Origin of the sequence: Janthinobacterium sp. SUN073 (assembly GCF_030397665.1) — a bacterium.
Classification (GTDB): Bacteria; Pseudomonadota; Gammaproteobacteria; order Burkholderiales; family Burkholderiaceae_D; genus Janthinobacterium.
In genome coordinates, this window is sequence record NZ_JAPUBT010000003.1 from 448,270 (window position 1) to 470,423 (window position 22,154).

General features: G+C 60.8%; 32 protein-coding genes and 1 tRNA gene. 6 read left to right on the top strand and 27 right to left on the bottom strand.

Going from position 1 to position 22,154, the window contains the following annotated elements; genetic code table 11:
• Positions 1 to 66 precede the first annotated feature (66 nt).
• The 15 genes from O0882_RS12505 to O0882_RS12575 all read right to left on the bottom strand — a co-directional run bounded on the left by O0882_RS12505 (position 67) and on the right by O0882_RS12575 (position 10,811).
• Entirely contained in the window at positions 67 to 468 is a 402-nt protein-coding gene (locus O0882_RS12505; RefSeq protein WP_289948339.1) for a DUF4128 domain-containing protein, read from the bottom strand.
• Entirely contained in the window at positions 465 to 962 is a 498-nt protein-coding gene (locus O0882_RS12510) for a hypothetical protein (RefSeq protein ID WP_289948340.1), read from the bottom strand. The genes O0882_RS12505 and O0882_RS12510 overlap by 4 nt, the downstream gene beginning before the upstream one ends.
• Positions 962 to 1,336, bottom strand: a complete 375-nt coding sequence (locus O0882_RS12515) for a hypothetical protein (RefSeq protein ID WP_289948341.1) — start codon at positions 1,334 to 1,336, stop codon at positions 962 to 964. The genes O0882_RS12510 and O0882_RS12515 overlap by 1 nt, the downstream gene beginning before the upstream one ends.
• A gap of 2 nt (positions 1,337 to 1,338) precedes the next feature.
• The gene (locus O0882_RS12520; protein WP_289948343.1) at positions 1,339 to 1,710 is read right to left on the bottom strand and encodes a hypothetical protein; all 372 of its coding nucleotides are present in this window, start codon (positions 1,708 to 1,710) and stop codon (positions 1,339 to 1,341) included.
• The gene (locus O0882_RS12525) at positions 1,707 to 2,219 is read right to left on the bottom strand and encodes a DnaT-like ssDNA-binding protein (RefSeq protein WP_289948344.1); all 513 of its coding nucleotides are present in this window, start codon (positions 2,217 to 2,219) and stop codon (positions 1,707 to 1,709) included. The genes O0882_RS12520 and O0882_RS12525 overlap by 4 nt, the downstream gene beginning before the upstream one ends.
• Before the next feature lie 51 nt (positions 2,220 to 2,270).
• Positions 2,271 to 2,663 carry a hypothetical protein gene (locus O0882_RS12530; RefSeq protein ID WP_289948346.1) on the bottom strand — a complete coding sequence of 131 codons (393 nt, stop codon included), beginning with the start codon at positions 2,661 to 2,663 and terminating at the stop codon, positions 2,271 to 2,273.
• Between the two features lie 57 nt (positions 2,664 to 2,720).
• Positions 2,721 to 4,088: a P22 phage major capsid protein family protein gene (locus tag O0882_RS12535; RefSeq protein ID WP_289948348.1), complete on the bottom strand. Its 1,368-nt coding sequence runs from the start codon at positions 4,086 to 4,088 to the stop codon at positions 2,721 to 2,723.
• A gap of 170 nt (positions 4,089 to 4,258) precedes the next feature.
• Positions 4,259 to 5,071 (bottom strand): DUF6651 domain-containing protein, encoded by an 813-nt coding sequence (locus tag O0882_RS12540; RefSeq protein ID WP_116744686.1) that lies wholly within the window; start codon positions 5,069 to 5,071, stop codon positions 4,259 to 4,261.
• Positions 5,072 to 5,185: 114 nt separating this feature from the next.
• Positions 5,186 to 5,590, bottom strand: a complete 405-nt coding sequence (locus tag O0882_RS12545) for a hypothetical protein (RefSeq protein ID WP_289948355.1) — start codon at positions 5,588 to 5,590, stop codon at positions 5,186 to 5,188.
• Positions 5,591 to 5,605: 15 nt separating this feature from the next.
• Positions 5,606 to 6,787 carry a hypothetical protein gene (locus O0882_RS12550; RefSeq protein WP_289948356.1) on the bottom strand — a complete coding sequence of 394 codons (1,182 nt, stop codon included), beginning with the start codon at positions 6,785 to 6,787 and terminating at the stop codon, positions 5,606 to 5,608.
• A complete protein-coding gene (locus O0882_RS12555) occupies positions 6,788 to 8,152 on the bottom strand; it encodes a DUF4055 domain-containing protein (protein ID WP_289948360.1) in 1,365 nt (454 codons plus the stop codon). It abuts the gene before it with no gap.
• A gap of 14 nt (positions 8,153 to 8,166) precedes the next feature.
• Positions 8,167 to 9,453, bottom strand: coding sequence for a terminase family protein (locus O0882_RS12560; RefSeq protein ID WP_289948363.1), 1,287 nt, complete (start codon positions 9,451 to 9,453; stop codon positions 8,167 to 8,169).
• A complete protein-coding gene (locus O0882_RS12565; protein WP_289948365.1) occupies positions 9,434 to 9,895 on the bottom strand; it encodes a DUF2280 domain-containing protein in 462 nt (153 codons plus the stop codon). The genes O0882_RS12560 and O0882_RS12565 overlap by 20 nt, the downstream gene beginning before the upstream one ends.
• 30 nt (positions 9,896 to 9,925) lie before the next feature.
• Positions 9,926 to 10,576, bottom strand: coding sequence for a putative metallopeptidase (locus tag O0882_RS12570; protein ID WP_289948366.1), 651 nt, complete (start codon positions 10,574 to 10,576; stop codon positions 9,926 to 9,928).
• A 22-nt stretch (positions 10,577 to 10,598) separates the two neighbouring features.
• Positions 10,599 to 10,811: a hypothetical protein gene (locus O0882_RS12575; RefSeq protein WP_289948367.1), complete on the bottom strand. Its 213-nt coding sequence runs from the start codon at positions 10,809 to 10,811 to the stop codon at positions 10,599 to 10,601.
• Between the two features lie 251 nt (positions 10,812 to 11,062).
• Between O0882_RS12575 and O0882_RS12580 the strand changes: the two genes are divergently transcribed.
• Complete coding sequence (locus O0882_RS12580; protein WP_289948369.1) at positions 11,063 to 11,338, top strand: hypothetical protein; 276 nt, start codon at positions 11,063 to 11,065, stop codon at positions 11,336 to 11,338.
• A 7-nt stretch (positions 11,339 to 11,345) separates the two neighbouring features.
• Here the strand turns inward: O0882_RS12580 and O0882_RS12585 are convergent.
• Positions 11,346 to 11,419 (bottom strand) — tRNA-Gly (locus O0882_RS12585).
• 359 nt (positions 11,420 to 11,778) lie between these two features.
• On the opposite strand from O0882_RS12585, the gene O0882_RS12590 reads away from it, so the two are divergent.
• The 3 genes from O0882_RS12590 to O0882_RS12600 all read left to right on the top strand — a co-directional run bounded on the left by O0882_RS12590 (position 11,779) and on the right by O0882_RS12600 (position 13,602).
• Positions 11,779 to 11,955, top strand: coding sequence for a type II toxin-antitoxin system HicA family toxin (locus tag O0882_RS12590; RefSeq protein ID WP_289948370.1), 177 nt, complete (start codon positions 11,779 to 11,781; stop codon positions 11,953 to 11,955).
• 70 nt (positions 11,956 to 12,025) lie between these two features.
• Positions 12,026 to 12,442 carry a type II toxin-antitoxin system HicB family antitoxin gene (locus O0882_RS12595; RefSeq protein ID WP_289948372.1) on the top strand — a complete coding sequence of 139 codons (417 nt, stop codon included), beginning with the start codon at positions 12,026 to 12,028 and terminating at the stop codon, positions 12,440 to 12,442.
• A 404-nt stretch (positions 12,443 to 12,846) separates the two neighbouring features.
• Positions 12,847 to 13,602 carry a hypothetical protein gene (locus tag O0882_RS12600; RefSeq protein WP_289948373.1) on the top strand — a complete coding sequence of 252 codons (756 nt, stop codon included), beginning with the start codon at positions 12,847 to 12,849 and terminating at the stop codon, positions 13,600 to 13,602.
• A gap of 1 nt (position 13,603) precedes the next feature.
• Here the strand turns inward: O0882_RS12600 and O0882_RS12605 are convergent, their stop codons facing one another.
• From O0882_RS12605 to O0882_RS12640, 8 genes are all read right to left on the bottom strand, one after another.
• The gene (locus O0882_RS12605) at positions 13,604 to 14,158 is read right to left on the bottom strand and encodes a hypothetical protein (protein ID WP_289948375.1); all 555 of its coding nucleotides are present in this window, start codon (positions 14,156 to 14,158) and stop codon (positions 13,604 to 13,606) included.
• Between the two features lie 77 nt (positions 14,159 to 14,235).
• The gene (locus O0882_RS12610) at positions 14,236 to 14,661 is read right to left on the bottom strand and encodes a hypothetical protein (RefSeq protein WP_289948377.1); all 426 of its coding nucleotides are present in this window, start codon (positions 14,659 to 14,661) and stop codon (positions 14,236 to 14,238) included.
• Entirely contained in the window at positions 14,661 to 15,008 is a 348-nt protein-coding gene (locus tag O0882_RS12615; protein ID WP_289948380.1) for a DUF1064 domain-containing protein, read from the bottom strand. The genes O0882_RS12610 and O0882_RS12615 overlap by 1 nt, the downstream gene beginning before the upstream one ends.
• Complete coding sequence (locus O0882_RS12620) at positions 15,005 to 15,340, bottom strand: hypothetical protein (RefSeq protein WP_289948383.1); 336 nt, start codon at positions 15,338 to 15,340, stop codon at positions 15,005 to 15,007. The genes O0882_RS12615 and O0882_RS12620 overlap by 4 nt, the downstream gene beginning before the upstream one ends.
• A gap of 36 nt (positions 15,341 to 15,376) precedes the next feature.
• Entirely contained in the window at positions 15,377 to 16,192 is an 816-nt protein-coding gene (locus O0882_RS12625; protein ID WP_289948385.1) for a hypothetical protein, read from the bottom strand.
• Complete coding sequence (locus O0882_RS12630) at positions 16,189 to 17,061, bottom strand: hypothetical protein (RefSeq protein WP_289948386.1); 873 nt, start codon at positions 17,059 to 17,061, stop codon at positions 16,189 to 16,191. The genes O0882_RS12625 and O0882_RS12630 overlap by 4 nt, the downstream gene beginning before the upstream one ends.
• The gene (locus tag O0882_RS12635) at positions 17,061 to 17,465 is read right to left on the bottom strand and encodes a hypothetical protein (RefSeq protein WP_289948388.1); all 405 of its coding nucleotides are present in this window, start codon (positions 17,463 to 17,465) and stop codon (positions 17,061 to 17,063) included. The genes O0882_RS12630 and O0882_RS12635 overlap by 1 nt, the downstream gene beginning before the upstream one ends.
• Positions 17,462 to 17,950, bottom strand: a complete 489-nt coding sequence (locus O0882_RS12640) for a nuclease domain-containing protein (protein WP_289948391.1) — start codon at positions 17,948 to 17,950, stop codon at positions 17,462 to 17,464. The genes O0882_RS12635 and O0882_RS12640 overlap by 4 nt, the downstream gene beginning before the upstream one ends.
• 56 nt (positions 17,951 to 18,006) lie before the next feature.
• Between O0882_RS12640 and O0882_RS12645 the strand changes: the two genes are divergently transcribed.
• Positions 18,007 to 18,633: a hypothetical protein gene (locus tag O0882_RS12645; RefSeq protein ID WP_289948393.1), complete on the top strand. Its 627-nt coding sequence runs from the start codon at positions 18,007 to 18,009 to the stop codon at positions 18,631 to 18,633.
• Positions 18,634 to 18,725: 92 nt separating this feature from the next.
• On the opposite strand, the gene O0882_RS12650 is transcribed toward O0882_RS12645, so the two are convergent.
• Positions 18,726 to 19,151, bottom strand: a complete 426-nt coding sequence (locus tag O0882_RS12650) for a hypothetical protein (RefSeq protein ID WP_289948395.1) — start codon at positions 19,149 to 19,151, stop codon at positions 18,726 to 18,728.
• Between the two features lie 36 nt (positions 19,152 to 19,187).
• Here O0882_RS12650 and O0882_RS12655 point away from each other — a divergent pair, with 36 nt between their 5' ends.
• Positions 19,188 to 19,379 carry a hypothetical protein gene (locus O0882_RS12655; RefSeq protein ID WP_289948398.1) on the top strand — a complete coding sequence of 64 codons (192 nt, stop codon included), beginning with the start codon at positions 19,188 to 19,190 and terminating at the stop codon, positions 19,377 to 19,379.
• A gap of 11 nt (positions 19,380 to 19,390) precedes the next feature.
• Here the strand turns inward: O0882_RS12655 and O0882_RS12660 are convergent, their stop codons facing one another.
• Together O0882_RS12660 and O0882_RS12665 are read right to left on the bottom strand one after the other, a co-directional pair.
• Positions 19,391 to 21,739 (bottom strand): DNA cytosine methyltransferase, encoded by a 2,349-nt coding sequence (locus O0882_RS12660; RefSeq protein ID WP_289948400.1) that lies wholly within the window; start codon positions 21,737 to 21,739, stop codon positions 19,391 to 19,393.
• On the bottom strand, positions 21,736 to 22,128 hold the full coding sequence (locus O0882_RS12665) for a hypothetical protein (RefSeq protein ID WP_289948402.1): 393 nt from the start codon (positions 22,126 to 22,128) through the stop codon (positions 21,736 to 21,738). Before O0882_RS12665 ends, O0882_RS12660 begins: the two co-directional genes overlap by 4 nt.
• Between the last annotated feature and the right edge of the window lie 26 nt (positions 22,129 to 22,154).

A 22,154-nucleotide genomic window follows, 5' to 3' on the forward strand; every position in this document is an offset into this window, starting at 1 on the left:
GGTGTGGATTGCCTTTCTTTGGTCGAAAAAAAGACCGCCGAGGCGATCTGTGTGGGTTGATGCGGGTTACAGGTTGCAGAACCAGCGAATCTTGACCGGGACCATCCAGCGGTCGCCGTCCTCGCAGCCGTTGGCGATTTCAGGCGTGCGCTCAATCTGCACGGTCACATCGCCCTTCGTGAAGCTAGCGCCGCGGCGGAACAGCTCCTTGATCATCTCAGCGCGCGCGCTGGCGGCAGCAGTCCCCTGCCCCGGCGGATACAGCAAGCTGACCTGGAAGATGCCGCGCTCCTGGCGCGAGCCGTCGCCCATGGAATGATTGTCTGGCTCGGCCGGCAGAAAATAGGCCGCTTGATACGGCCGGCCGGTGACTGGCGTGTACGGGACGTTCTGCCAAGCGGTGTCGATGGCGGGCGCGAGGCTGGCCAGGGCTAGCTCCAGCGCCGCTCGTATTGTTGGTTGGCTCATAATTTATAGCTTGAATAGCCTTGGGCGAACTCGCTTGCGGTGGTGCCGTCGCGCACGCCGTTCACAGCATTGTCAACGATGACGCTAAATTTCACTACCGTGATGGCGACCACGCCAATCGGCGCCTTACCGGACCATCCCTCTTCGATTCTTTTTACATAGGGAAGATTGTTCACCAGATAAATAACGTCGCCTGATTTAGCGGTCTTTATGGTGGCCCCATTCGCCGCCATCGTGGCTGAGCCATCTTTATCGATACGATCAAGGGTGGCGGCAGTCGGCGAGCCTATAGATAATTGCCAATTACCCCTAAATCTGCCGCCAGCGTAACCCGGTGGTGGCTTGCTCTTCCAATATGTGGCATCACCAACAGGCGACCTGCTGTCGATTTCTTCAGCAATCTTCATGGTGATGGCGCGCACCACCAGATCTTGGCTGGCCTTGGTCTTGGCGATGAATTCGGCGATCTGCATGGAAAAGGACATACCGGCCATCAAATTCCCCTGAGTTGCAGCGCGTGCAGCACGGCCACGTCGACCGGCGCCGTAGTTTCAACGGCCTTGACCGTATAGCTGGCGCCACCAAACAGCACCAAGTCGGCCGCAGTAGGCTGCGGCATCGGCGTGCCGTTGCGCTGCAGTGGCGACAGCAACAGCTTCTGGTCGCCCGCCTGGATCAGCGTGCCGTCGATATTCTCGGCCTCGTAGTTGATCTTGACGCCCGTGCCTTCGTAGTCGGTGGTGGTAATAGGCGCCGTGCCCAAGCCAGGATCATATGGACCGGTTACGACCTGGCGAAGCACCACGATGCCGCCCTTGCGGCGCAGGGACTGGTCGGCGCGCGCGGCGGTTTTGCTGTAATCGGTCATACCTATGGCACTTTCAAGTAGTCATACGGCGGCGTCTCCACGAAGCGCACGGCCTTGATCGTGGTCTTGCCGTCGATCAGGGCACGCAGCACGCGATGCCATCCATCCATGATGAAGCCTTGCTGGCACATGATGATCGGGTGGCTGGTATCGACGTCCAGCGCGCGGCGCACATGATGCGCAATGCCGTAAGCCGATCCCACGGCCGGCCAGACTTCCGATCCACTGTAGATTGCGGCCAGCGGCAAGTCGAACGGGGCGAGATCCTTGGCGCGTGCGATTAGGTTTGTCACGATCCAGACCTTGTCGCCTTCGCGGTAGGTGTTGTCAGCAACGAAACAGCCATCGATCTTCACTGCGGGGTATGCGCTCATGCTCGTGTCACCTTGATCGAATTGCCGGCACCGGCAGCGCCGAAGTACGGCGCCAGAAGCGCATCCACGGCCACGAAGCGCTCGCGCGCGTCCGTGGTGTTCTGGAAGTACTCGGTTTCCAGAGGGCCGGTCTTGTCTTTCTTTATCGCGTTCGAGCCGGTGTCGAGGTCGGGCAGCAACTCCTCACCTCTGCCTGCGCGTACAGCCAGATCGATGCAGGCATTGACCACGTCCAGCGGCAGGCAATTGCTGGGCACGGCGAAACCGTCGACCACGACGTTGTAACGCGGCCAGTCCAGTGCCTGACGCTGATGCACACGGCAGCCGGCCCAGCGGGTGCGGTAGGTAGCCATGAACAGCGTGGCCCTGCGCAGCGCAATCTCTTTGTCAGCTTCGGCCAGCGCCGTCCAGGCACTCAGGCCCAGGCTGGTGCAGCGCGTATCAGCCGCAGCGACGCTGGCATAGGATTCGGCATCGGCCAGCCCGGCGCCAGTTTCAGTGATGAGCATGATGGTCCTAATGTGGAAGTCCCGCGCGCGGCGGGAGGTGCTGGTCAGTATTTATGCTTTGGCGGCTTTGGCTGGCTTTTCGGTCGAGGCAGCAGTGGCGGCCGGCGGCGAAGCGGTGGCAGCGGCGGCATCCTTGGCAGCCTGGAGGCGTGCCGCTTCGTCGCGCAAACGCTGCGCTTCAACGTCGTTGGCCTGGGCTTGATCGGCCAGGCGCAGCTCCTGCGCGGCAATGCGCTCCTTCTCGGCGTCCAGTGAGCGCTCGCGCTCCAGCAGCTGATCGCGAGCGGCCAGCAGTTCGGCCATCGTCGGCACGCGCTCGATGGGCGCGCCCAAGTACTGATCGCCGTACAGCTCATGCACGTCGGGGTTGAAGTCGGATTTATTGATGACGACGAACGGGCCCTGCGTGTGCGGGTCCGTCGATACGATTTTGAGGGTATCCATGGTGAATTCCAGGTGAGGCCCGGCAGCACCGCAGTGCTCGCCGGGCCAGGTTGATGATTAGCCCAGCAGGATGCCGAAGTGCTCGTCCTTGGCGGTGCCGCAGCCCCATACCAGTGCGATCTCGTACTGCACTTGACGGTACTGCATGTACATGCTCACCTCGAACGACAGGCCCGACACTGGATCGGTGATGATGGTGCGGTCGACAGCCGAGTCGCCTTGCGCAGGCAGTGCTGGCACACGGGTGGCCAGCACGATCGCCGAACGAGCGAAGAACAGGTTGCGGAAGCCGACGTTGGCAACGGTGATCGCGGTCGCAGCGGGAGGGATTGCCTGCATCAGGCCAGGCGCAGCCAGGGTGATCGCGCCGCCGTTCGAGGCGTCAGCATCGCCGGAGGCAACCACGTATTTGTTTTCCGGATCGCCAGCAATGCTGACCACATCACCAGCAACGAACGCGCCGGTACCAGCTGCCGCCAACGTGATAACCGTGGCGCCGAAGGCATAGCCTGCGGCATTGGTGGTGGCGCCGACAGCGGTGCCCTTGGCTGGGCGCTTGATCTGCGACGACTGGCGCAGCGCCAGATTTTGCAGGCGGTCGGTGATACCGTTGCGCAGCATATCTTCGCGGCCAGCTTCATTGACCTTGAACAGGCCCGACTGCTTGCTGCGCATGTTTTGCATGGCAGCGCTGCCCAGGACCAGCTGGAAGTCCAGGCCTTGGGCGCCGTTGTCTTCCAGAATGCGCAGCGCGCCGGCAGTGTCATTCAGCTCGTTGGCGACGCCAAACGGAGCTGTGCCTGGGGTGCCGTATGCGCGCGAGGCCTTGACGTGCAGCGCCGTCAGGTCGCTTTCGACCTCATTGGCCAGCGTGCGCATCGCTTGCGCGAACTGATCACGCAGAATGATGTTGTAACTGTTGCCGCTATTGTCCAGCGCCAGTTTTTCTTCGCCGTTCCAGCGGATTGGGACGCGGCGCGCCTTCGTCAGCGTGACACCCTTGTTGCCGATGTTCTGGTTGCCGTCATCCGGCGGGGTTACGGCCGGCACGATATCAGTCGCCGTTGCTGCTGGTGCAACTGGCGAGGTGACGGTCTGGCCAACAGCGGCACGCGCGAAGGTCATGTCACTCGACACGGCCGGGATCATGCCGATCTGTTCGCGGGAAACCACATCCATCGCGTTATACAGCGTATTGATGAGGCCTGTCAGGTTGTTGGGGCCGAGCACCAGGCCGGTCTTGGCGGCATAGTTCCAGATGTAACCATACGCCAGCTCGCGCGCCACGCGTACGCAGAAGACTGCCTTGCTGATGGCTGGCGCAGCGAAGCCCCGCACAGCCTGGGCGCTGGCGGTTGCGGCCGAGGTGGCCGTGGAGAATGCCATGGCGGCGAGCGCCACGGCAAAAGCGAACATTTTTTTCATGTTGATTGCCTTAAAGGTAAGTGGTTTGGGATTTCCAGCAGCAGGCCATCCGGCCCAAAGCACCGACTTAGCCCATCCAGGCGCCGGCAAATGTATTGCGATGTTGCGGTAATGCAGATATGAAAAAGCCCGCGCACGGCAGGCCATTCGGTGGAACAGGGAAATCGGGATCAGTCGACCAGCACGGCGCCGCCACTCAGCAGGCCGGCGCGTGCCGATGGATCGGCCGCTTCGTACTGGGCGCGCGTGACCTGCTTGGCGTTTCCGCTGCCGCCCGAGCCACCGCCTTGCGCGCCGCCGCCAGATGCGCCGGAGCCCTTCAGGATCTGATCTTTGAATGGGCAGGCGGCAACCAGCTGCGCCAGACCTTCATCGAAGTCGGCCACTTCACCCGGGCGGGTCGGCGAGAAAATCTTGTTGCCGGCGGCGTCGTACGGCACCATCTTGCCGTCCTCGACCTTGAAATGGCTGCCGAAATAGGCTTTTGCCATCTCGGTCGGGATCGCCAGGCGGCTCGGGTGCTTGTCGTCGGTCAGCAGCTTCGAACTGGCGAAGCCGCCGCCGATCATGTGGGTGTTCAATTCGTTGGTGCGCTTATCCAGCTGCGCGGTCAATTCCTGCAACTGCGTGGCGCTCGCCTTGGCTTGGGCGGCGACTTGCTCTTGCGCGGTCTTGGCTGCCGCATCTTGGATTTCCTTGACCTGGGCGGCCGTCTTCAGTTCGCCGGAGCTGAGGCTCTTCACCGTATTCAGGGCGGCCAGTGCAGCCACGCCGTCTTCGATGCCTTCAAAGGTCTTCAGCTTGGCCTCTGCAACCTCCTTCGCTTCGCGGTGGGTCTTGGCCTCGCCGTTCAGGCGGGTGATTGTGCCCAGCGTGGTATCCGCGTCGAATGGCGCTTCGGTACCGTTGGGATGAATAAAGATCGGCAGCTTCTTCTCGCCGTCGATTGCAATGGTTCCGTCTGCGTTGAATTTGAATGGCATGGTTGTTTCTTTCTGGGCATCCGCCCTATCAATGGCCTTCCGGCCGTGCACCGCGTCGCGTCCGCTGGCGGCAATAAAAAACCGCCTCAAGGGCGGCGTGTGAAATCGTTCGTGCTACATGCGCTCCAAGCGCTCGGCTCTCGACACATCGTCGGGATGGCTCGACAGCTTGCGCAGCGCGCTGGCCAGGTGTGCACCGTGCCCGCGCGCGACGGCGTAGTCATCGGCTTCGAGTTCTTGTCGGCGCCGGCGCTGCGGCCCAGGCGTCAAAAGCAGGCATCGCAACAGCAGGTTGGTCCAGATATGCAGGTGGTGGCCGTGGCCATGCTCATGAGCTACGACGGCGGCGATCTCGGCCGGCGCCAGCAGCGTTGGGAGCAAGGCCGGCAGCCGCGCCCGGAATCCGTCGAAGTGCACCTGCTGAACCGGCAGGACTGTCGCCGCGAGAGCCACCATCAGCAGGTTGAGGGCGATCCACGCGCCCCATACGGCAGCCGCGACTTGCAGTGCAATATCCATTCGCCCTCACTTTTGCTATTTGTACTTCGCCTGCAGTTCTTCCAGGGTCAACTTGCGCCCCTTGAGATTCATCAGGTCATTCAGCGTTATCTTCCCCGCCTCGTACATCTCAGCGCGACCTGGGCCCAGATACTCAGCCCGCCAGTCCTTGTCCTTGCTGGCCAAGAAGTCCTTGAAGTTCATCTTGCTACTGACCGCCCCGCCGTCGCTCGGCCGCGTGCTATCGCCCGGTTCGTCCAGCTCGATGCCCAGGTCTTTGAATGACTTGGTGCGCGTACTGAGCACGCAGCGGCAGCTGAAATGAATAGCGCCAGGACCACCTGCCCACTCATGAGTGTGGTTAATAGGCTCCTGGTCGTGCAGCGAGTACTCGTGCAAGTCGCGCATAGCGCACAGCAGGCAGGTATGCGAATCGAGCGTCGACAGCCATACCAGGCACTCGATCAAATCGCTGTTCTGCTGAAAGGACGCCAGGCGCGCGGCATTCGCCACGGCCTGCACCGAACTGTGCACCAGCGCGCGCGCGTTTGCCGCAGACGTTTTCAATATGCCCTGCTCGCCCGGAGCAACAGGATCCGGCGCAGGCGCAGGCCCCTTGGCTGCCGGGGCTGCTGGCGCACCTGGTGTCCCGGCCGGCATCGGTGGCGTGGCAGGCGTGCTTGGCGCCAGATCGGCTGCCTTGGCGCTCTTGCCCAGCACACGCGACACGATCTGCGACGTCGTCTCACCCTGCGCGGAGCCGAGCCGCACCTGGCTGGCGAAGCGGAATTGCGTATCCAGCGCCTGGCGCTTCCACCAGTCCGCCGACGGCGCGCCCTTGATGAGCGTGTCGCCGACCAGTTTTTCCAGGTAGTTGGCCGGCGGCAGCTTGGCGCCCAGCTCGATCTTGAGCGCCTGCGTCAGCACCTTGCCCGTGTAATCGGCCTCGATGCGCACCATGCCGGTGAGGTTGCGGGTCATTTCGGCCTGCATGCCAGTGTAGTGCGACGAAATCACCGCATTCGACTCGCGCAGTAGCGCGCCCAGGCGCTGCTTGCCGTAGGTCGATATCTCGCCCTCGTTCAGTTTGGCCGTGAGCTCCTTCGACATGGCGACCATCAGCAGCAAGATCTTCTCTTGCGTGCCGGCAGAAAAGCGCAGCAGGTTCAGCGAATGCACGAGGAACATCTCGGCAATCCACTCTTCGAGCGCGCCCATCTATGCCCCCATCAAGTCAGGTAAAGCGGACTGGATGCGCTCCTGCTCCGTCTCCCAGTCCAGGTCCGGCGACAAGATGCCGCGGCGCTGCAGCTCGTTGAAGTACGTCTCGCCCGAGATTTTCCCGCCGGCGGCGCTCTTGAACAGCAGCTCGGCACTGGCCTCGGCCAGCGACGCGGCACCGAAGTCCTTGAAAATGGTGATGTGGCCGCCTTCGGCCTCTCCCACCCATTCGGCCATGAACTGCAGCGCCTGGTCGCCGGCATCCTCAACGTTGCCCGCGATCTTCTGCAAGGCGCATGCGCCCTGCTCGTTGTCGGCCAGGGTCTGGCTCTCGGTCACGTTGCCCGGCTTGATCACCAGCAGTTCGGCGCCAGCCTGGCGCATGCGGTCTTCCAGGTCGAGGATGGACAGACGGCCGGCCTCAATGGCCTTGCCGCCATGCTCCACGAATTTCAGATCGCCTTCTGGCGATTCGGACTTGACCGCGCTGCCGGCGCCGACCGTGATGCCGCCCTCGCCCAGCATCTTGGCGAACAGGATCGGCACGCGCGCGACGTGCAAAATATTCTGCTGGTCGCTCTTGCTTTGCCAGTGCTCGATGTTGCTGTGCGCCAGTTCCAGCAGCGGCGGCGTGGCCTGCATGTAGCCCAGGCGCTTGCCGTAGACGGGCACGAATGGGATGATTTTCAGGCTGGTGATGCCCTCTTCATGCAGCGCCCACTCCTTTTTGCTGCCGGTATCGCTCTGGCGCCAGGTCTGCCAGGTGCCCCGTCCCAAGACGCGCACCTGCTCGATTTCCTTGGTGTCGAAGTCGCCGTTCGGCTCGGATACGCTTTCCAGCAATCGCAGCTGGGTCAGCCCATCAAGACTGGTCGCATTCTTCGGCAGCCAGCCTAGCACGTTCTGCACGTGCACCTGGACGAAGTACGGGCGCACGCCAGCGGCCTGCTCGTCGGCCTTCGTGACGAGGTTGCCAGCCTTAGGGAAGTCGACCAGGATACCGGCGAAGCCGTAGCCCATAGCCTCCTGGGTGATCTCCGACAGGAAACTGTGCAGATCGCGGCCAGAGAGGTCGACATTTTGTAGCCAAGGCTTGAGTCGCTCCGGCACGTCCTCGCCCAGTGTCACCGGCTTGCTGAACGGCTTGGCCGACAGAACGTCGATGGTGCGCGCATAGGCCGGGAACAGCGTGGCCACGGCCAGGCGCAGATCATAGCTTCCAGCGTCCTCGCCCGGCCACTGCGGCAAATACTTCTTGCCTGCGGCCCGCATGGTCTTGGTGCCGCCCAGCAGCGCGGCAATCAGCGCGCAATCCTCGTTCAGCTTGGCCGCTTCGGCTGATTGTGTGCGTACATCGGTCATGGAAATCCTTGTTGTTACATGCGCAGCGGCGCGGTCATCGTCGTGCTCTTCACGATTGGATAGCGCTTCACGATGAAGTAGCCGTTCGCATCGTTCGGGTGGTCGTGGCCAGATTTCTTGTCCGGCTGGCCGTCGGCGCCCCACACCTGCTGCTCCAGCGCCTCGGTGGTGGTCGGGCACTGATCGGTGTTGATCTTCCAGCGGCGCTCGCCCTGGGCGTTCAGGATCATGCCGTTGTAGGCGTTGACCCGATCCTTGACCGCAGGGTTTGAGTGGTTCACTTCGAGCAGGAAGCCCGCCTGGCGCAAAATGGACAGGTCGGACTCGCTCGCGTTCTTGCTGCTGGTGTTCTGGCCTGACGCATCCGGGAAAATCTTCACCTGGTGGCCTTTGTCCTTGAAGTCCTCCTTCAGGATCCGGGCCATGGCCGGCGTATCACGCACTTGCACGCGCTCGGCCAGCGTGCGCGGCAGCCCTTCCCGGACCACGTTGATGCAGGCGGTCATATTCTGGACGTTGAAGTCCAGGCCCACCATCAGCGGCTCGCCGGGCAGGATGATCTCGTTCGTGTGGTTCAGCGCGCGGTCGAAGTCGGCGTACACGCTGCCGCTGGTCAGGTTGGTGAACTTGCCGCGCAGGTATGCATCGATCAGCGCTGGCGGGTAGCTGGCCATCAGCGACGGGATATAGTCGTCGGGCAGGTTCAGCTCGTTGTCGAAGGTGCTGGCCTGGATCAGGCCGTACAGGCTGGCCAGCTCAGGCTTGTCCCGAATGGCCTTCACGAACTGCTGATAGACGAACTTGAAGCCCTCGGGCGTCGTCGTCACGTCGATGCCGTTCATCAGGCCCGGCACCTTGTAGCGCATGCGGGCGATGATCTTGCGCCAGGCCATCTGCGCCTTTTTCAAGGGCATCACGTCCAGCTCATCGATCAGCGCGTGGCCGATCTTGAAGCCGACGATGGTTTCTGGTTTCTCCATCGAGCGGCAGATGACCGTGCCGCGATAGCGCCGGCCCTCGTACACCTCGACCTCGTGATCGCCCTGTTTCACCTTGATGCGCAGGCCCATCGCATAGGCCACCTCCTCCATCGTGGGATAGAAGATGTCGCGGATCTGCGGATAGGTCGGCGCGAAGTAGCCCTGGTTGATGCCCGGCCACTGCCAGAAGTGGGCGCAGATGCCCGCGCAGCCCACAAACGTCTTGCCCGAACCGAACCCGGCCACGTAGGCCTTGAACTTGTGCGGCAGCTGCAGGAAGCTCGATTGCGGGACGTTCAGGTCAAACTGGATTGTCGTCATGGCGCTTGGCGTCTTTCACGCCGAAGGTGATGGCGACAGGTGTGGGCGCCTGGTCGGCCTGCTCGGCCTTGCCCTTGTTCACGAAGATGTCGCCCACTTCCTTGGCGGCCTGTTCGTATAGGCTGGCCACCAGCGGCAAATTGCGCATGTTCTCGGCCTTCTGCGCCAGGCGGCCGAGGCCACGCAATCGGAATGCCTTGCTGGCAATCGGGATTTCCTCAGCAGTGGCGCGGAACTTGGCGCGCGTCTCTTCGAAAATCGTGCGCCATTTCTGGCTCAGGTTGCGGCCGACATACGTGTTCGGGTCGTAGCAGGAGACCTGCTGGCGGCTCACATCGAGCCCGAATTCCTCTTTTACCGCTATCGACACCTGCGTGGGCGCATCGAAACATGCCAGCGCATTGACGATGAACAGCTTCACCTCGTCCTTGAGTGCGGCCATGTTTTAGTTTCCTGTAAAGCAACGTAAAGGCTACGCAGCCTTTAGAAGACACGTTCCGCACGCCCTCGCTATGTTGATTTTCGCCACTTCGGGCGGTGTCTTTGCTGCGTCGATGATGCGCTGCACGTCTTCGCTGGCGCCGTAGCGGCGGACCACGCCGACGAACTCTTCGACATCGTGCGAGCGCATGCACAGCTTCGGCAGTCCGTACTTGTTGAAGGCAGGCGCGCCGAAGTCATCCATCTCTTGGGCGATGTGATAAAGCTCGTGCTCGACCAGGGCGCAGAATTCAACGTCGCTGCAGGTCAGGCAATACGATGCGTCCAAGGTAATGAGGAAGTCCGGCACCGCGCCGAACCAGTCGGCCATCTGCTGTTGCTGACGGCCTTTCTGCCACAGCCCGCAGCGGAATGTCACTTCTTCGCACTGGCCCAGCACCGTGCGGCCAGCCTTCACAAAACCTTGCGGCGCCCATAGGAACTGCATGTCGGCATATTCCAGGTGCGCGTGGTCTACGTTGTAGAGCGCGCCGCCTTCGGTGAGGATGGTAGCCTGCACCCACTGGAGCACCTCGGGTGCGGGTAGGTAGCGGTTGTTCAGCGAGTCGGCGTAGCATTTGGGTGGCGTCGGCCGTCGTAATGCTGGCGCGAAACCACGTCGCATTTGCTTGGCTGCCCCCATAATCTTCCCTCGTAGAACTGCCTTACTGTCGCACAATAACAAGCGATTCCGCCGGAAACTCACCCTGCACCATTCCCTGGTACTTTTCATGCCACTCACAATGCACCATCAGGCGCTTCTTGTAGAAATCGCCCATTTTTTCGCCAAAATCTATGACACTCATAATCGGGGTCTCGCGCGTCGTATCCAGCCGCACCTTAAGCCCTCTTTGAAGTTGATGGATCGATATTGCCATGATTGCTCCTGAATTTACTTGGAGCAACAGTATAGACGATCAAACACGTCACCGCCCGCCCCCAGCAAGCGCCGCGGTGCATCGCGGCTGGAGTCCTCTGGATCTTTGCTACGTCGGTGAGCTGCGCCCGTTTTGTAAGCCCTGCCACTGGAGCGCGCTGGCAGTCGCAAAATTAACTAAAAAACATATTTTCGTGCCACGAACTGCGAGTTAAGATTGCTTTTATCAAAACTCATCAGGAGGATCAAATCATGACCGATTTAGAAATATTGACGGAGTTCATCCAGGCTCTTGGCGATCCACGCCCGAGGCCGCAGACCATCGAAGAAAAAATCGCCAAACTAATTGACATCGCCAACAGCCCATCTGCGAGCGAATTTCTAAAAAAGGTAGGAAGCGAGTACCTCGAATGCTCGAAATCAGCGTTCTCGCCGAATGAACGAAACTCATACCTCATTATTGGGTACGCGTGTCTGGGGTGCGCGGAAGAACTGGCAGTGGCCGAACGCGCACGAACTGGCGGCTGATGCTAACTGGAGCGGGCGGCGGGAATCGAACCCGCGTGGAAAGCTTGGAAGGCTTCTGCTCTACCATTGAGCTACGCCCGCGAAATCTGGTTGCCGGTTACAGCGTCCGGCGCCGAATAGCCGCAGTTAGAGGGCGCGTCGGCTGGGTGCTGCTTATCCTGCTCGTGGTTGTAGGCTAATTGATGCGCTAAGGCCTCGCCAGTACCAAACTACCCGCTGCGCCGATGGCTAAATGCGCGGTAAGTCGCCTTCACATTTGCGCCGTGCGGCGCTGGGACTGGATTCTTCGCTACTTCACGGTGCACCTCCTTTTCAGGCCTGCGGCGGCATGCTCGCGCCCGCATCCGGCCAATCAAAAACATAAACAATTTTGCTGATATTCCTTGCAAAAATAAGCAATTTTGCTTATACTAATTCCATCGAAACAACAAAGGGGTGCAGTGAAACAGAGTGAGTTTGTACGGTGGCTCAAGCAGAACGGAGCGACTTTCAAGGATGGCACGAATCACTTGAAGGTCTATCTAAACGGCAAACAGACCATCCTCCCGAGGCACCCAAGCAAGGAACTGAAAACAGGCCTTGTTGAAGGAGTCAAGAAGCAACTAAATCTGAAATGAGGCAAGCCCCGAAAGGGGTTTGCAGCATGATTCGCAGCACTGCAGTATCAGCATTCACCTGAGGACGACCATGAAATATCCAGCAACCTTTACATCAGATCCGGATGGCGGCTATGTCGTCACATTCCGCGATATCCCCGAAGCTATCGCCCAGGGTGACGACGAAGCCGAAGCGTTGGCCGAAGCCCGCTCTGCCCTTGCCAGCGCTATGGATTTTTACTTTGAGGACCGCCGCGCCGCGCCTGCGCCATCAGCAGCGCTGCCAGGCGAGCGCCTTATCAGCCTACCGGCAAGCGTCAGCGCCAAGGTGCTGCTGCTGAATGAAATGGCCGCGCAGGATGTCCGACCGGCCGAGCTTGCCCGGCGCTTGGGAGTGAAGCCCCAAGAAGTAACGCGACTGCTCGACCTGGCGCATACAACCAAGATCGACGCAATCGAAGACGCGATGCATGCGCTGGGTCGAGAACTTGAGATTGTTGCGGTATAACAGTGCCACGGCGCAGGCGGCAGGCGTCGCGCAGCGGAATCCGGCGACCAGAGGGTGACCTCTGCCGCAGGCTGCTCACCTGCTGAAATAGAAAAGCCACCTCAAGGGTGGCTTCGTTTTTGCTCCCATAACAATCTGCATGGTGAGCTACACAATTTTACGGCGAGCGAACCCATCGAATGGTGGGCGCTATTCGGTTCAACCTATCGGTGCCGCCTAAACGATCATTACGAGTGGTTGAAGTGTGTGAGACTCATTATACACGGCCTAAAACAGGAAAACAACGCGAAGAATTATGCTGTCTCATTTATACCAGTAGTTAAAAATAAATTGCAATTATTTTATTACTATTTTAATATCAGCTCACCGCGCTAGACGGATTCTAGTAATTCATTGAGGTCGCAATGAAAAATTTACTGAGCCATATAAAATTTGCATTAGCATTCACCTTACTTAACTTAACAACTTGCACTGTCGCCTACTCTGCAGATTTCCCCACAAGTAACGGTAGCCAGATCGGCGATCACTTGACCCTGACTACCGACGTACATGGGTTTACACCAGTTTCCACAAACCCTGGCGTTGCTGCGGGCGAACGATGCGCAGGAAAATACTCGAAATATTCGGTTGTAGATACCAGCGCTACTGAAACAATTGTGAAGTTTTATGACATCGTAGAGCCAAAAAGCGTGGATACATGCCCATTGCCGGATCGAAAAATGGTAGCAGAGGGATCGCTCTATAAAATACCAAATACGCTGTACAAAAACATACAATCCAAAACCACAGGCCTATCGTACGGCGCACTAGTAGTTCCGTTTAAATTTCGATTAGGAAGCGACAAGAAGTTAATCAGTTCAGCTACGGTAGCGCCTTACATCGGCTTTCGCTTAAATCATTTTCAAGGATGGGGATTTGAGCTTATGCCTGTCGTGGCCGCAGGACTTGGGCTGGTTCCGGTTGTGTCCGATGACGGGAAAAGCACCTCTACAAAATCGGCATTCTCCACCGCAGTTGGACTTACTTTAACCAGCGCCAAGGACTCCAAATTTAGCGCCGGGGTACTTTTCGGTAAGGACTTTATTAGTAAATCTGATAGGTTGAATGATCCCGCCGTTGTTAAGCCGTGGCTTTCATTATGGCTCGGAGTTGCACTCTGATCTAACCGACAGACTTGGTCGAGACTAGTTTAGCTGCGGCACGTGCATTGTGAGAACAAACAAGTGCCTCCAGCTCGCTTACCATGTCCTCAATGCGCTCGCGCTCAAAACCGCCGGCGCATTGCACCTCCCCCTTACCACCTCCTTTGCACGGCACACAAAACTGCCGATTGCTCGTTATACCCGTTCCATGGCAAGCAACGCATTTCCCATCGAGCCAATGCGCAAGCGACGCGTGCGCGACGCGGCGATACAGGGCCTGGGCGGCTTGCTGGTCCCATGCCGTGTTCGCCTTCACCCAGCCACGCGAGCGACCTTTCTCTACTACAGCCGCAGTCCAGATGCGCAGCAGCTGAGCCAAATTCGCCGAACCGCTTTCGAACAACTGGCGCGCCGCCCCATCCGCGTACTTCACACGCGACAGCAAAGCGCCCAGGCCAGCGCCAGACCGATCAGCCAGTGCCGCAGCTGCAAGCGCCTCCGTGAGGTGATGCCGCTCATCGTCTTTCAGGTTGGATGAGTTGATCGATGCGATATACTTTTCTGCGAAGCCCATGAATTCCCTTTCGTTCCGTACGTCAACGTTAACACCCTTTTTTGTCCTGTGCCAGCCCTACCACTCGTCAAGGCCACTCATACGCGCAACACGCCGGTGCGGTTGAATTCGCGCACGGCGGCCAGGCCGGCACGTGCAATCTCGACATTCGTGGCGCCGCGCAGGAAGACCATCGTCTTTCCAATGCCCTCGCGCAGCACGCGCATTTCGTCGCCGTTGACGCCGAAAGTGCCCGTGCGCTGGGCGCGCGCCTGGATCTCGGCAATCGCCTCAACCATCGCTTGGGCCACCGGCAGGATGGCATGGCCAGCTGGCGCAATGCGGCGCGCCATGTCGGCGTTGCTCAGCAGGTCGTAGACATGCTGCTCCTGGAAGTGGCCCTTGCCCATGGCCTCGCTGGCCTGGAAGCCTGGCATTTCGAAGGAAAGGTCTGCGCGCAGGCCCGCAGGCAGCACGGCCGGCTTCGGAATGTACCGCTTGCGCGGCTTCTTGTTCGCGCCCATCAAAATTCCTCAACTTTCCATCCGCCGCCCGCCTTCTTCGGCAGCGCCTGGACTGCGACGAAACGCAGCGGGTACATATCGGCCGCGATCTTGATCTTCGCGCGCGCATCCTCTTGCCAGTGCCCTTTCACTTCGTGCGCCTCCAGCGCTCCGTCGGCCAGCTGCACGGCGAAATCCGGCGTGTAGAACGTGTTGTCGGCCAGGCGGAATTTCAGACCTTCGAACTTGTACCAGGCCACCTCGCCGGCGGCCTTGCGCAGCTCCAACGTCCTGGCGTACGCCGCTTCGGTCTGGTTCATGGCGCCGGCCTTGAGACGGCCCAGCGCTTGCAAGCCACGGGCCATCATTGCGCACGCTCCAGGCGAAGCATCGCCGCCTTGACGATGGCAAACCGTACGGCCGCGTCACGGTCGCCGCCATGGACCGAATAAAGCTCGACGGTGCCGCCTGCGCCGACATAGGTCGACATGAACATCGGGCAAATTTCGAACCGCGCGAGCAACGGCCCGGCCGCCGCCCAGTCGCCCAGCCAGTCCGGCACCAGCGCCTGGCCGCGACTTGCGGCGGCGCCGGCCGGCGGCGAGCCGACCAGAGCGCCGCCCACCTCGACAATGTTGGACCAGCCCAGCAGCTCGGCCAAGCGTTTATTTGCTGCGATTTTGTTTTCTAGATTTTTCATTTAAAGCCTTTTAAGCCGTTTTTTCTGATGGGTACGTCACTTCGTAGCGGCCATGCCCCTTGCGCAGTGCGGCGGTGCTTCTGGCAAATCCTGAGCGGCATTCGCGCTTGCCGGGCCAGCTGCATTTCTGCCGCCGGCCAGGTAAAGGTGGACACGCTCGGCAGTCGACCGCTTGAATTCTTCGTCCGCCAGGCGTTGCCGCTCGACATGCTCCAAGCGCGCCGCCTCCTTCGCAGCAGCACCGTCAGCAATCATTTTTTTGATCGCGGCAAGTTGCGCGCGCGCGGCATCGTCCGGTGTCTGGTCCTGCTTGCCCTGCAGCAGGCCCGCCACGGCTGGCGCCGGCAGCAGCCCAGCCCTCACCGCATTGCCCAGCACCTCGACGTGGCGCGCCTTGTCCCAGCCCACGGACGCCACCCACTCGGCCGGGTGCCGCGCAGCGCGCGCCGCGGCAACGATGCGCTCGTAGGCCTCCAGGAACGGCTTGCGCGCGCTGATGGCGCCACTGGAGTCGAGCACTGGCCGGCAGATGCGGAAGGCCTCAGCAATCTCGGTCGTCCAGACGACGCTGGCCATTTCGTCCTGGCTGGTCAGCGCGATAGCCCATGCCTCCTCCGCGCCCGGGCGGCCGTCCATGAGCTTGCAGCGCTTGGCGATGCCGGCCGGTACCGGCGCAAATTCGCCGTTCTCGTCGCGGTAGGCCTGCATTGCCGCTTCCACCGTGCGCAACGGGTAAGGTTCCAGGTTCGCCAACCAGGCGCGCGCCATTGCGGCCTCGGGCAGTGGCTTGCCGTACGCGGCCAGCGTCTCGGCCAGCAGCTGCATGAATCGTGGCGTATCGGCGGTGTTCATGCGGGCACCATGTCGATGATGTCGCCGGCCGGCGCTGCTGTGCCCATCAGCTCACGCATCACTCGGGCATTTGTCTGCTCGATCGACTCGCTACCGGCGCTGGCGCGGGCCTGGCCAGCGTCATTGCGGATGAAGCGGTCGATGTGGTCAGCATCCCGCAGGATCAGGCCCAGGCCGTTGTACTTCGTTTTGCTGTCGTTCTGGCCCATGTTGTGCGGCGTCTTCGAGCAACCACGGATGGCCTTGCAGATGTCGGCCGGTGAGTAGCCCTTGAGCGCCTTGACGATCAGGCGCTTGCGTTTTTCGTCCAGAACCGACTTGGGCGAGTCCATGACTTTTTGCCAGAACCCGAAGATCGTCGTCACGGGGTCGAGCTGGGTTTGCTCGACAAGAGTCTCCTTCCCTTCCTGTTCCCCTTCCCTTCCTTTCCCTTCCTTTCCCTTCCCTTCCACTTGAGCATGCTTAAGGGGCGTGGCTGTCGCGTCATCCACGCGTGCCGCACGCGTCGAAGTCGTTGATATATATAGAGATTCATCCGGTGCTGGCAATTCTGAGTCAGATTCGCGGTTATTTATGACTTGGTGCTTGGAAAATGTCGGAATGAAGCCGAAAAACTCGCCTTCGACCTCATATTTCACTACAAATCCACGCGTCATCAACGCGTCAAGCACGCGTGAAAAATCGAGCTCGTCGTATGGCAGAATGTCGAGCTTGAGCGCGCGCGGGCGCCATTTGAACCGACCTTCCTTATCGCAGCAGGTGAACAGCCCCATAAAGGCCGTGCGGACAGGCAGGCCAGTTTCCTTTTCCAGGTCGAACAGATCCTCGTGCTTAAACAGCTCCGGTTTTACAGTACGAATGCGGCCCATCAGCGAGCCTCCTGTGCGCGCGCCGCGCCGAACAGCGCAGCCACCAGCGGATCGCCCACAGCGCCCGCCTTGCGGATCCAGTACTTGCTGCGCCAGCGCGCCTTCATTGAGTCATAGCGGCCATCCTTCTTGGCCTTGGCCTCGAAGCGCAGGCGAATCTGGCGTTTGGTCAGGCGCGGTAAAGTGCACGGCGCATCTGGCAGGTTGCCGACGGCATACACGGCCATGGCGGCGCCGGCGCGCGGGTGCGGCTTCCAGCTGGCAATGTAAATCTTGCGATCAGCGTGCAGAAAACGAATCCAGCGCAGCACTGCCGCCTGGCTGACGCCTGACTTGATGACGATATCGGCTTTGGTGCCGGGCATGGCGCCCAGCACGAATTCACGGAAGTTAATGCGCGTCATGTGTGTTCCATATTTTGTTTTTGGTCGTTGGGGATTGCAGCGAGCAGGCCCATCGACCGTAAAATTTCGTGTGTAGTGCCGACGGCCGCGCGAAAGGCTGCCTCCAGTTCGGCCAGCGACAGATCAGCCGGGCGCGGGCGCCGGCCGTCGAGAACGTCGTGGCAGGCGCTGCAGCCGAACGCGGCAGCTGTGTCTGGCGCCTTCATACCCATGCCCTTCCCGTCCGCCAGGAAATTGCTGTGGCAGAGCACGGTGGTGTCAGGGTCGAAATTGCAGACGGCCAGGCGCAGCGTGCAGTCCTGGCCGCGCGCCGCGCGCCGGATTGGCGTCGAGCGTGGTCCTTTGGTCTTCAAGCCAGCTTTGCGCTTCGGCGCCGTGCGCTGGTGCGACTGCACAGAGAGCATGCCGGTGCTCGGCATGGGCGAGGTGCGCTTGAATGGCGTACGCGCCAGCGGCTTACCCGGCTTCATCGGTGAGCGCTTCATTTCCCACCGCCAATTCTCGGCGTGTTACGATTCCGCCAACTTAAATTGGAGGCGGAATGGCTTGGTACGATAAGTGGGCGATCATGGTCATCGCTGCCGCGATAGGTGTTGGTGGTTGCAACGGTATTCCGTGGTGCAAAATGGGCGTGGCGGAATGGGCGTATTGGGTGGCGGCTATTGGTACTGTTGGAACACTGATCGGAACTATCTGGATCGCCACTTCTGGTAGTCGCCAAACGCGTAAGGCCGACTTGACCAGGGCAAGGCTGGCTGCGTCCAAATTGGTTTACCAACAAGTTCACAATACTAAGAATACACGGCTTGCTGCTGCGGACATTGTCAGCGCACTTTGCTCCTATTCGTTTGAGCTTGGTGACATTAACGCAATGCTGCAACGCACATCGCCAACCATTCTGCTTTTGAACAAGGTCATCCCGCCGGACGCGACTGAACTCGTAGCGCTCACCCCCATTAAGGATGATTGTGCCGCTAGAATTGCCATCGGCATCGGCATGGTCACGTCGAGCGCAACGCTGCTCCAAGGTTTGCATCAACATATGGCCGCTGGATTTATTAAGCAGCAACTGCAAAACTGCGAGCAAATGCTTATTGATGCTATGCAACATTTCAACGTCGCGGAAGCCGCTCTCATCGAAACGGTCAATGCTCCTATCTTGAATTAATGCAACATATTTGCCGCGGCGTGCAATCAGGCCGATGATTTGCTCGAACAACTGCGTGATACCGTCCACGAATGATTCGGACCGATCCATCGTCAACCCTCCATCGCGCGCTTGATGCCAGCGCCATCGAGGCCAGCAGCCTTGCAGCCCAGGCGCGTGGCGTGGAAATAGGTCATATCGCCGACCGGGCTGCCGGCCGTGGCCAAGCCGGCAGCCACCAGGCGCTGCATGGCCTCGTGCTGCTGGCCGCTACCAGCGGCAAAATAGTTGCGCCATCCCCACTTGGACTTCGGATGTTGCTGCACGGCGCCCAGCATGTGCTGCAGCTTTGCGAAGTCGCCAGGCATGATCGCGTCGCGGACGGCCGCCAGCGCGCAGGCGGCGCATTTGCCGTGCTGGGTCAGCTGCTTGCTGGTGCTGGCTTTGCCGCAGGCGCAGACCTTGCGGATCAGTGAATAGGCGGGCGCGGCCTGGTTCGCCAGATGGTGGCGGGTAATTTGGGCGGGGTTGGTAATCATGATAGGATTGCCTTTTGACAACTTTAGGGGATCGGCATGCGCTTTGACGTTGATGAGTTCCGTACTGCATACAAAGCGTGGAAGGCGGCGACCGAGCGATACGACGACCACATCGAGAAGTTGATTGCCGGATCCGCGACGATGGATGCGGAAATGCTGGCGATCATTGACGATCTTAAGATTAAGCACGCGGCTTTCATGGATGCTGGCAAGCCCATGGTTCGCTGACTGTTCATGTGTCACGCCACCCTCGCAATCTCGCGCTCGTGCGCAAAGTTGGCGAGGATCAAGGCCTTGGCCATGGGCGGGCAGACTGAATTGCCGCACATGCGCACCTGGGCCGACTTCGTCAGTTTCAGGCCCTGTGCCGGGTCATCCCCGATGATGTAATCGTCGGGAAATCCCTGGGCCCGGAACAGTTCGCGCGGCTGCAGCATGCGCAGGCCGATATCCAAGATCTGATAGTCCTGGCCATGGATCGTCACCAGGCCGAAACGGTCGCGGCTCGTGACGGTGGCCAGTGGCCCGTCGATCTCCGGCGCCTGGTCGGTACCGTAATAGCTCAACAAGAAAGCGCGCACCTCGGCGTGGTGCTGGCCACCGGCGCTGACGGTACCCAACGGCTCGTCCGTGCCGGCCGCCGTGCTAGTACCGCGCAGCTTGATCATGTTGCTCGTGACCAGGGCGGACTTGCCGCCACCACCAGCCATTACTGTACCAAGCGGCGCATCAGCGGCGTGGCCGACGCTGGCGCCCATATCGCGCTGAATGTGTGCTGTGACAATGCCCATGGCATTGCCAGTGCCAGGCCGGGCCTGTTGGCCTCCAGCCGTGACCGTGTGCAAGGGTTCATCGAGGGGGCTGCCGGTGGCGCCGGTGCGGAACTTCGTGATGTGAGCCGACACCATCGAGAAATGGCCGCCCTTGACCTGGGCGCAAATGGTGCGCAGCGGTTCGTCTGCCGGCATCACGCGTTGATTGCTCGCGTTGGCGTGCTCGGTCAAGAACGCTGTCACCAGGCTGTGGTGGTCGCATGCGGTGACCGTGCCGATAGGATCGGCCAGATCCGATCCGACGACGCCCGTGTAATGCTTGGCCAGGAACGCCGTGGCCACGGCCTTATTGCCGCTGGCCGTCACAGTGCCCAGCGGCGCCTCGACGTCGTGCGCGCCGGGGCCCCAACGCTTCACGCCACCTGGCGATACCTCGCCGTGGGCGGCGTCGACCAGCACAGCCGTCACCAGAGCTGCGTCGGCCTTCGACGTGGCAGTCGCAGTTGGCTCGTTCAGGCCGCGCGGGCGGCTCTGGCCAGCACGGCCGCCGACGCCGGTCAACAATGCCGAGACCAGAGCCTGGTTGCCAGCTGCGGTAATGGTCGGCACCGGCATGTCGGCGCCAGCGCCAGGATGGCCGGTGGTATTGGTCATGACGAACGGTGCAAGCTCGGCTTCGATCAGCGCGTGGCGGTTCTCGGTCGTCACGGTATTGATTGGTTCACTTGGGAACTGCCCGCGCGCGTCTGCTGGGCGCTTATCGCTGTAGTAAGGGCTGAGGAAAGCGGTCGACAGCGCCTTCTCGCCGCGGTGTGCGCCTGTTATGGTGCGGAACGGTTCCCCGATGGATTCGGTACGATCGCCGCCCTGGTGGGTGACCGGGACGATAGTCGGCGCCACCATCGCGAAGCCTGGCGCACTGGTAATCGTCCGCAGCGGCTCACCCATTGGCCACACGTTCGCAGCCCTGCCGCTAGTCTTGCTGTTCGCGACATTCACGATGTACGGTTCTTCCGCGTCAACCACATAGCGCATGATGCCCTTAGCGATCCGGCGCAGCGTCGCTGGCGCCAGCGGCCGGTCGCGCTCGAAGATCGACGGGCACGGCAGGCTGAAGTCGATGCACTCGGCCGCCGTGCGGTACGGCAGCAGCTTGCCGGCGCGCACGCCGATGCTGTCTGGCGCGCCATGGGTAGGCTCTGGCCACTTGATGGCGATGCCGTCGCGGCGCGCCACCAGGAAGAAACGCTTGCGGATTGTGGGCGTATCGTGGTCGCAGCCTCGCATTTCACGGTAGTCGACGGTGTAGCCGTGCCCGCGCAGCTGACGGATGAACGAATCGAACGTCTTGCCCTTCTTCGCCGGATCCGGCTTGGCGCTGCCGTCGGCCTCGACCAGCAGCGGGCCCCACGTCTTAAATTCCTCGACGTTTTCCAGCATGATCACGCGCGGCTTGCACTTGGCTGCCCAGCGCAACGTCACCCAGGCCAGGCCACGGATGCGTTTTTCGACGGGCTTGCCGCCCTTGGCCTTGCTGAAATGCTTGCAGTCCGGCGACAGCCAGACCAGGCCTACGGGGCGGTTGCCCGTCACCTTGATCGGATCGACGTCCCATACGCTTTCGCACAGGTGCGTGGTGTGCGGGTGGTTCGCCGCGTGCATGGCCAGTGCCTCGGGATCGTGGTTGATGGCGATATCGACCGGACGGCCGAACGCCTGCTCCAGTCCGGTGCTGGTACCGCCACCGCCGGCGAAGTTATCGATGATGAGCTCGCTGCCGAGGTCAAGAGAAAGGGTGAAGGAATCGCGCCTCATGAATGCGCCCCAGCAGGCTGTGGCGCAAAATGAGCGCATGGTGGGCTGGCAGTGATCATTGCTACTGGCGCGCCGAATAACGCGACAACCAAGCAATCCCGGCCGTGCTGGCCACGTGGCCAGTTGTTGGTGCGGGTACGGTACAGATCGAATTCAGCCTGGTCGTCCAGGTCCGGCATGCCGTACAGAGCGCGGACGTGCGCAGCAGCTGGCTCGATTAGCACGAGTTGGCCAGCAGTGACCAGCTTAGCCAGGCGCTTGCGCACGGTTTCTCGGTGAAGTGTCAGGTCCAGGGCGATATCGCCAATGGTGGCGGCGCCGCAGCGCTTGACCGTGGCCAGGATATCGGCGGCGCGGTCAGCGCTGGCGGAATTGCGGGTAGTGCTCATTGATAAACTCTGCGCCCCAGCAGGTT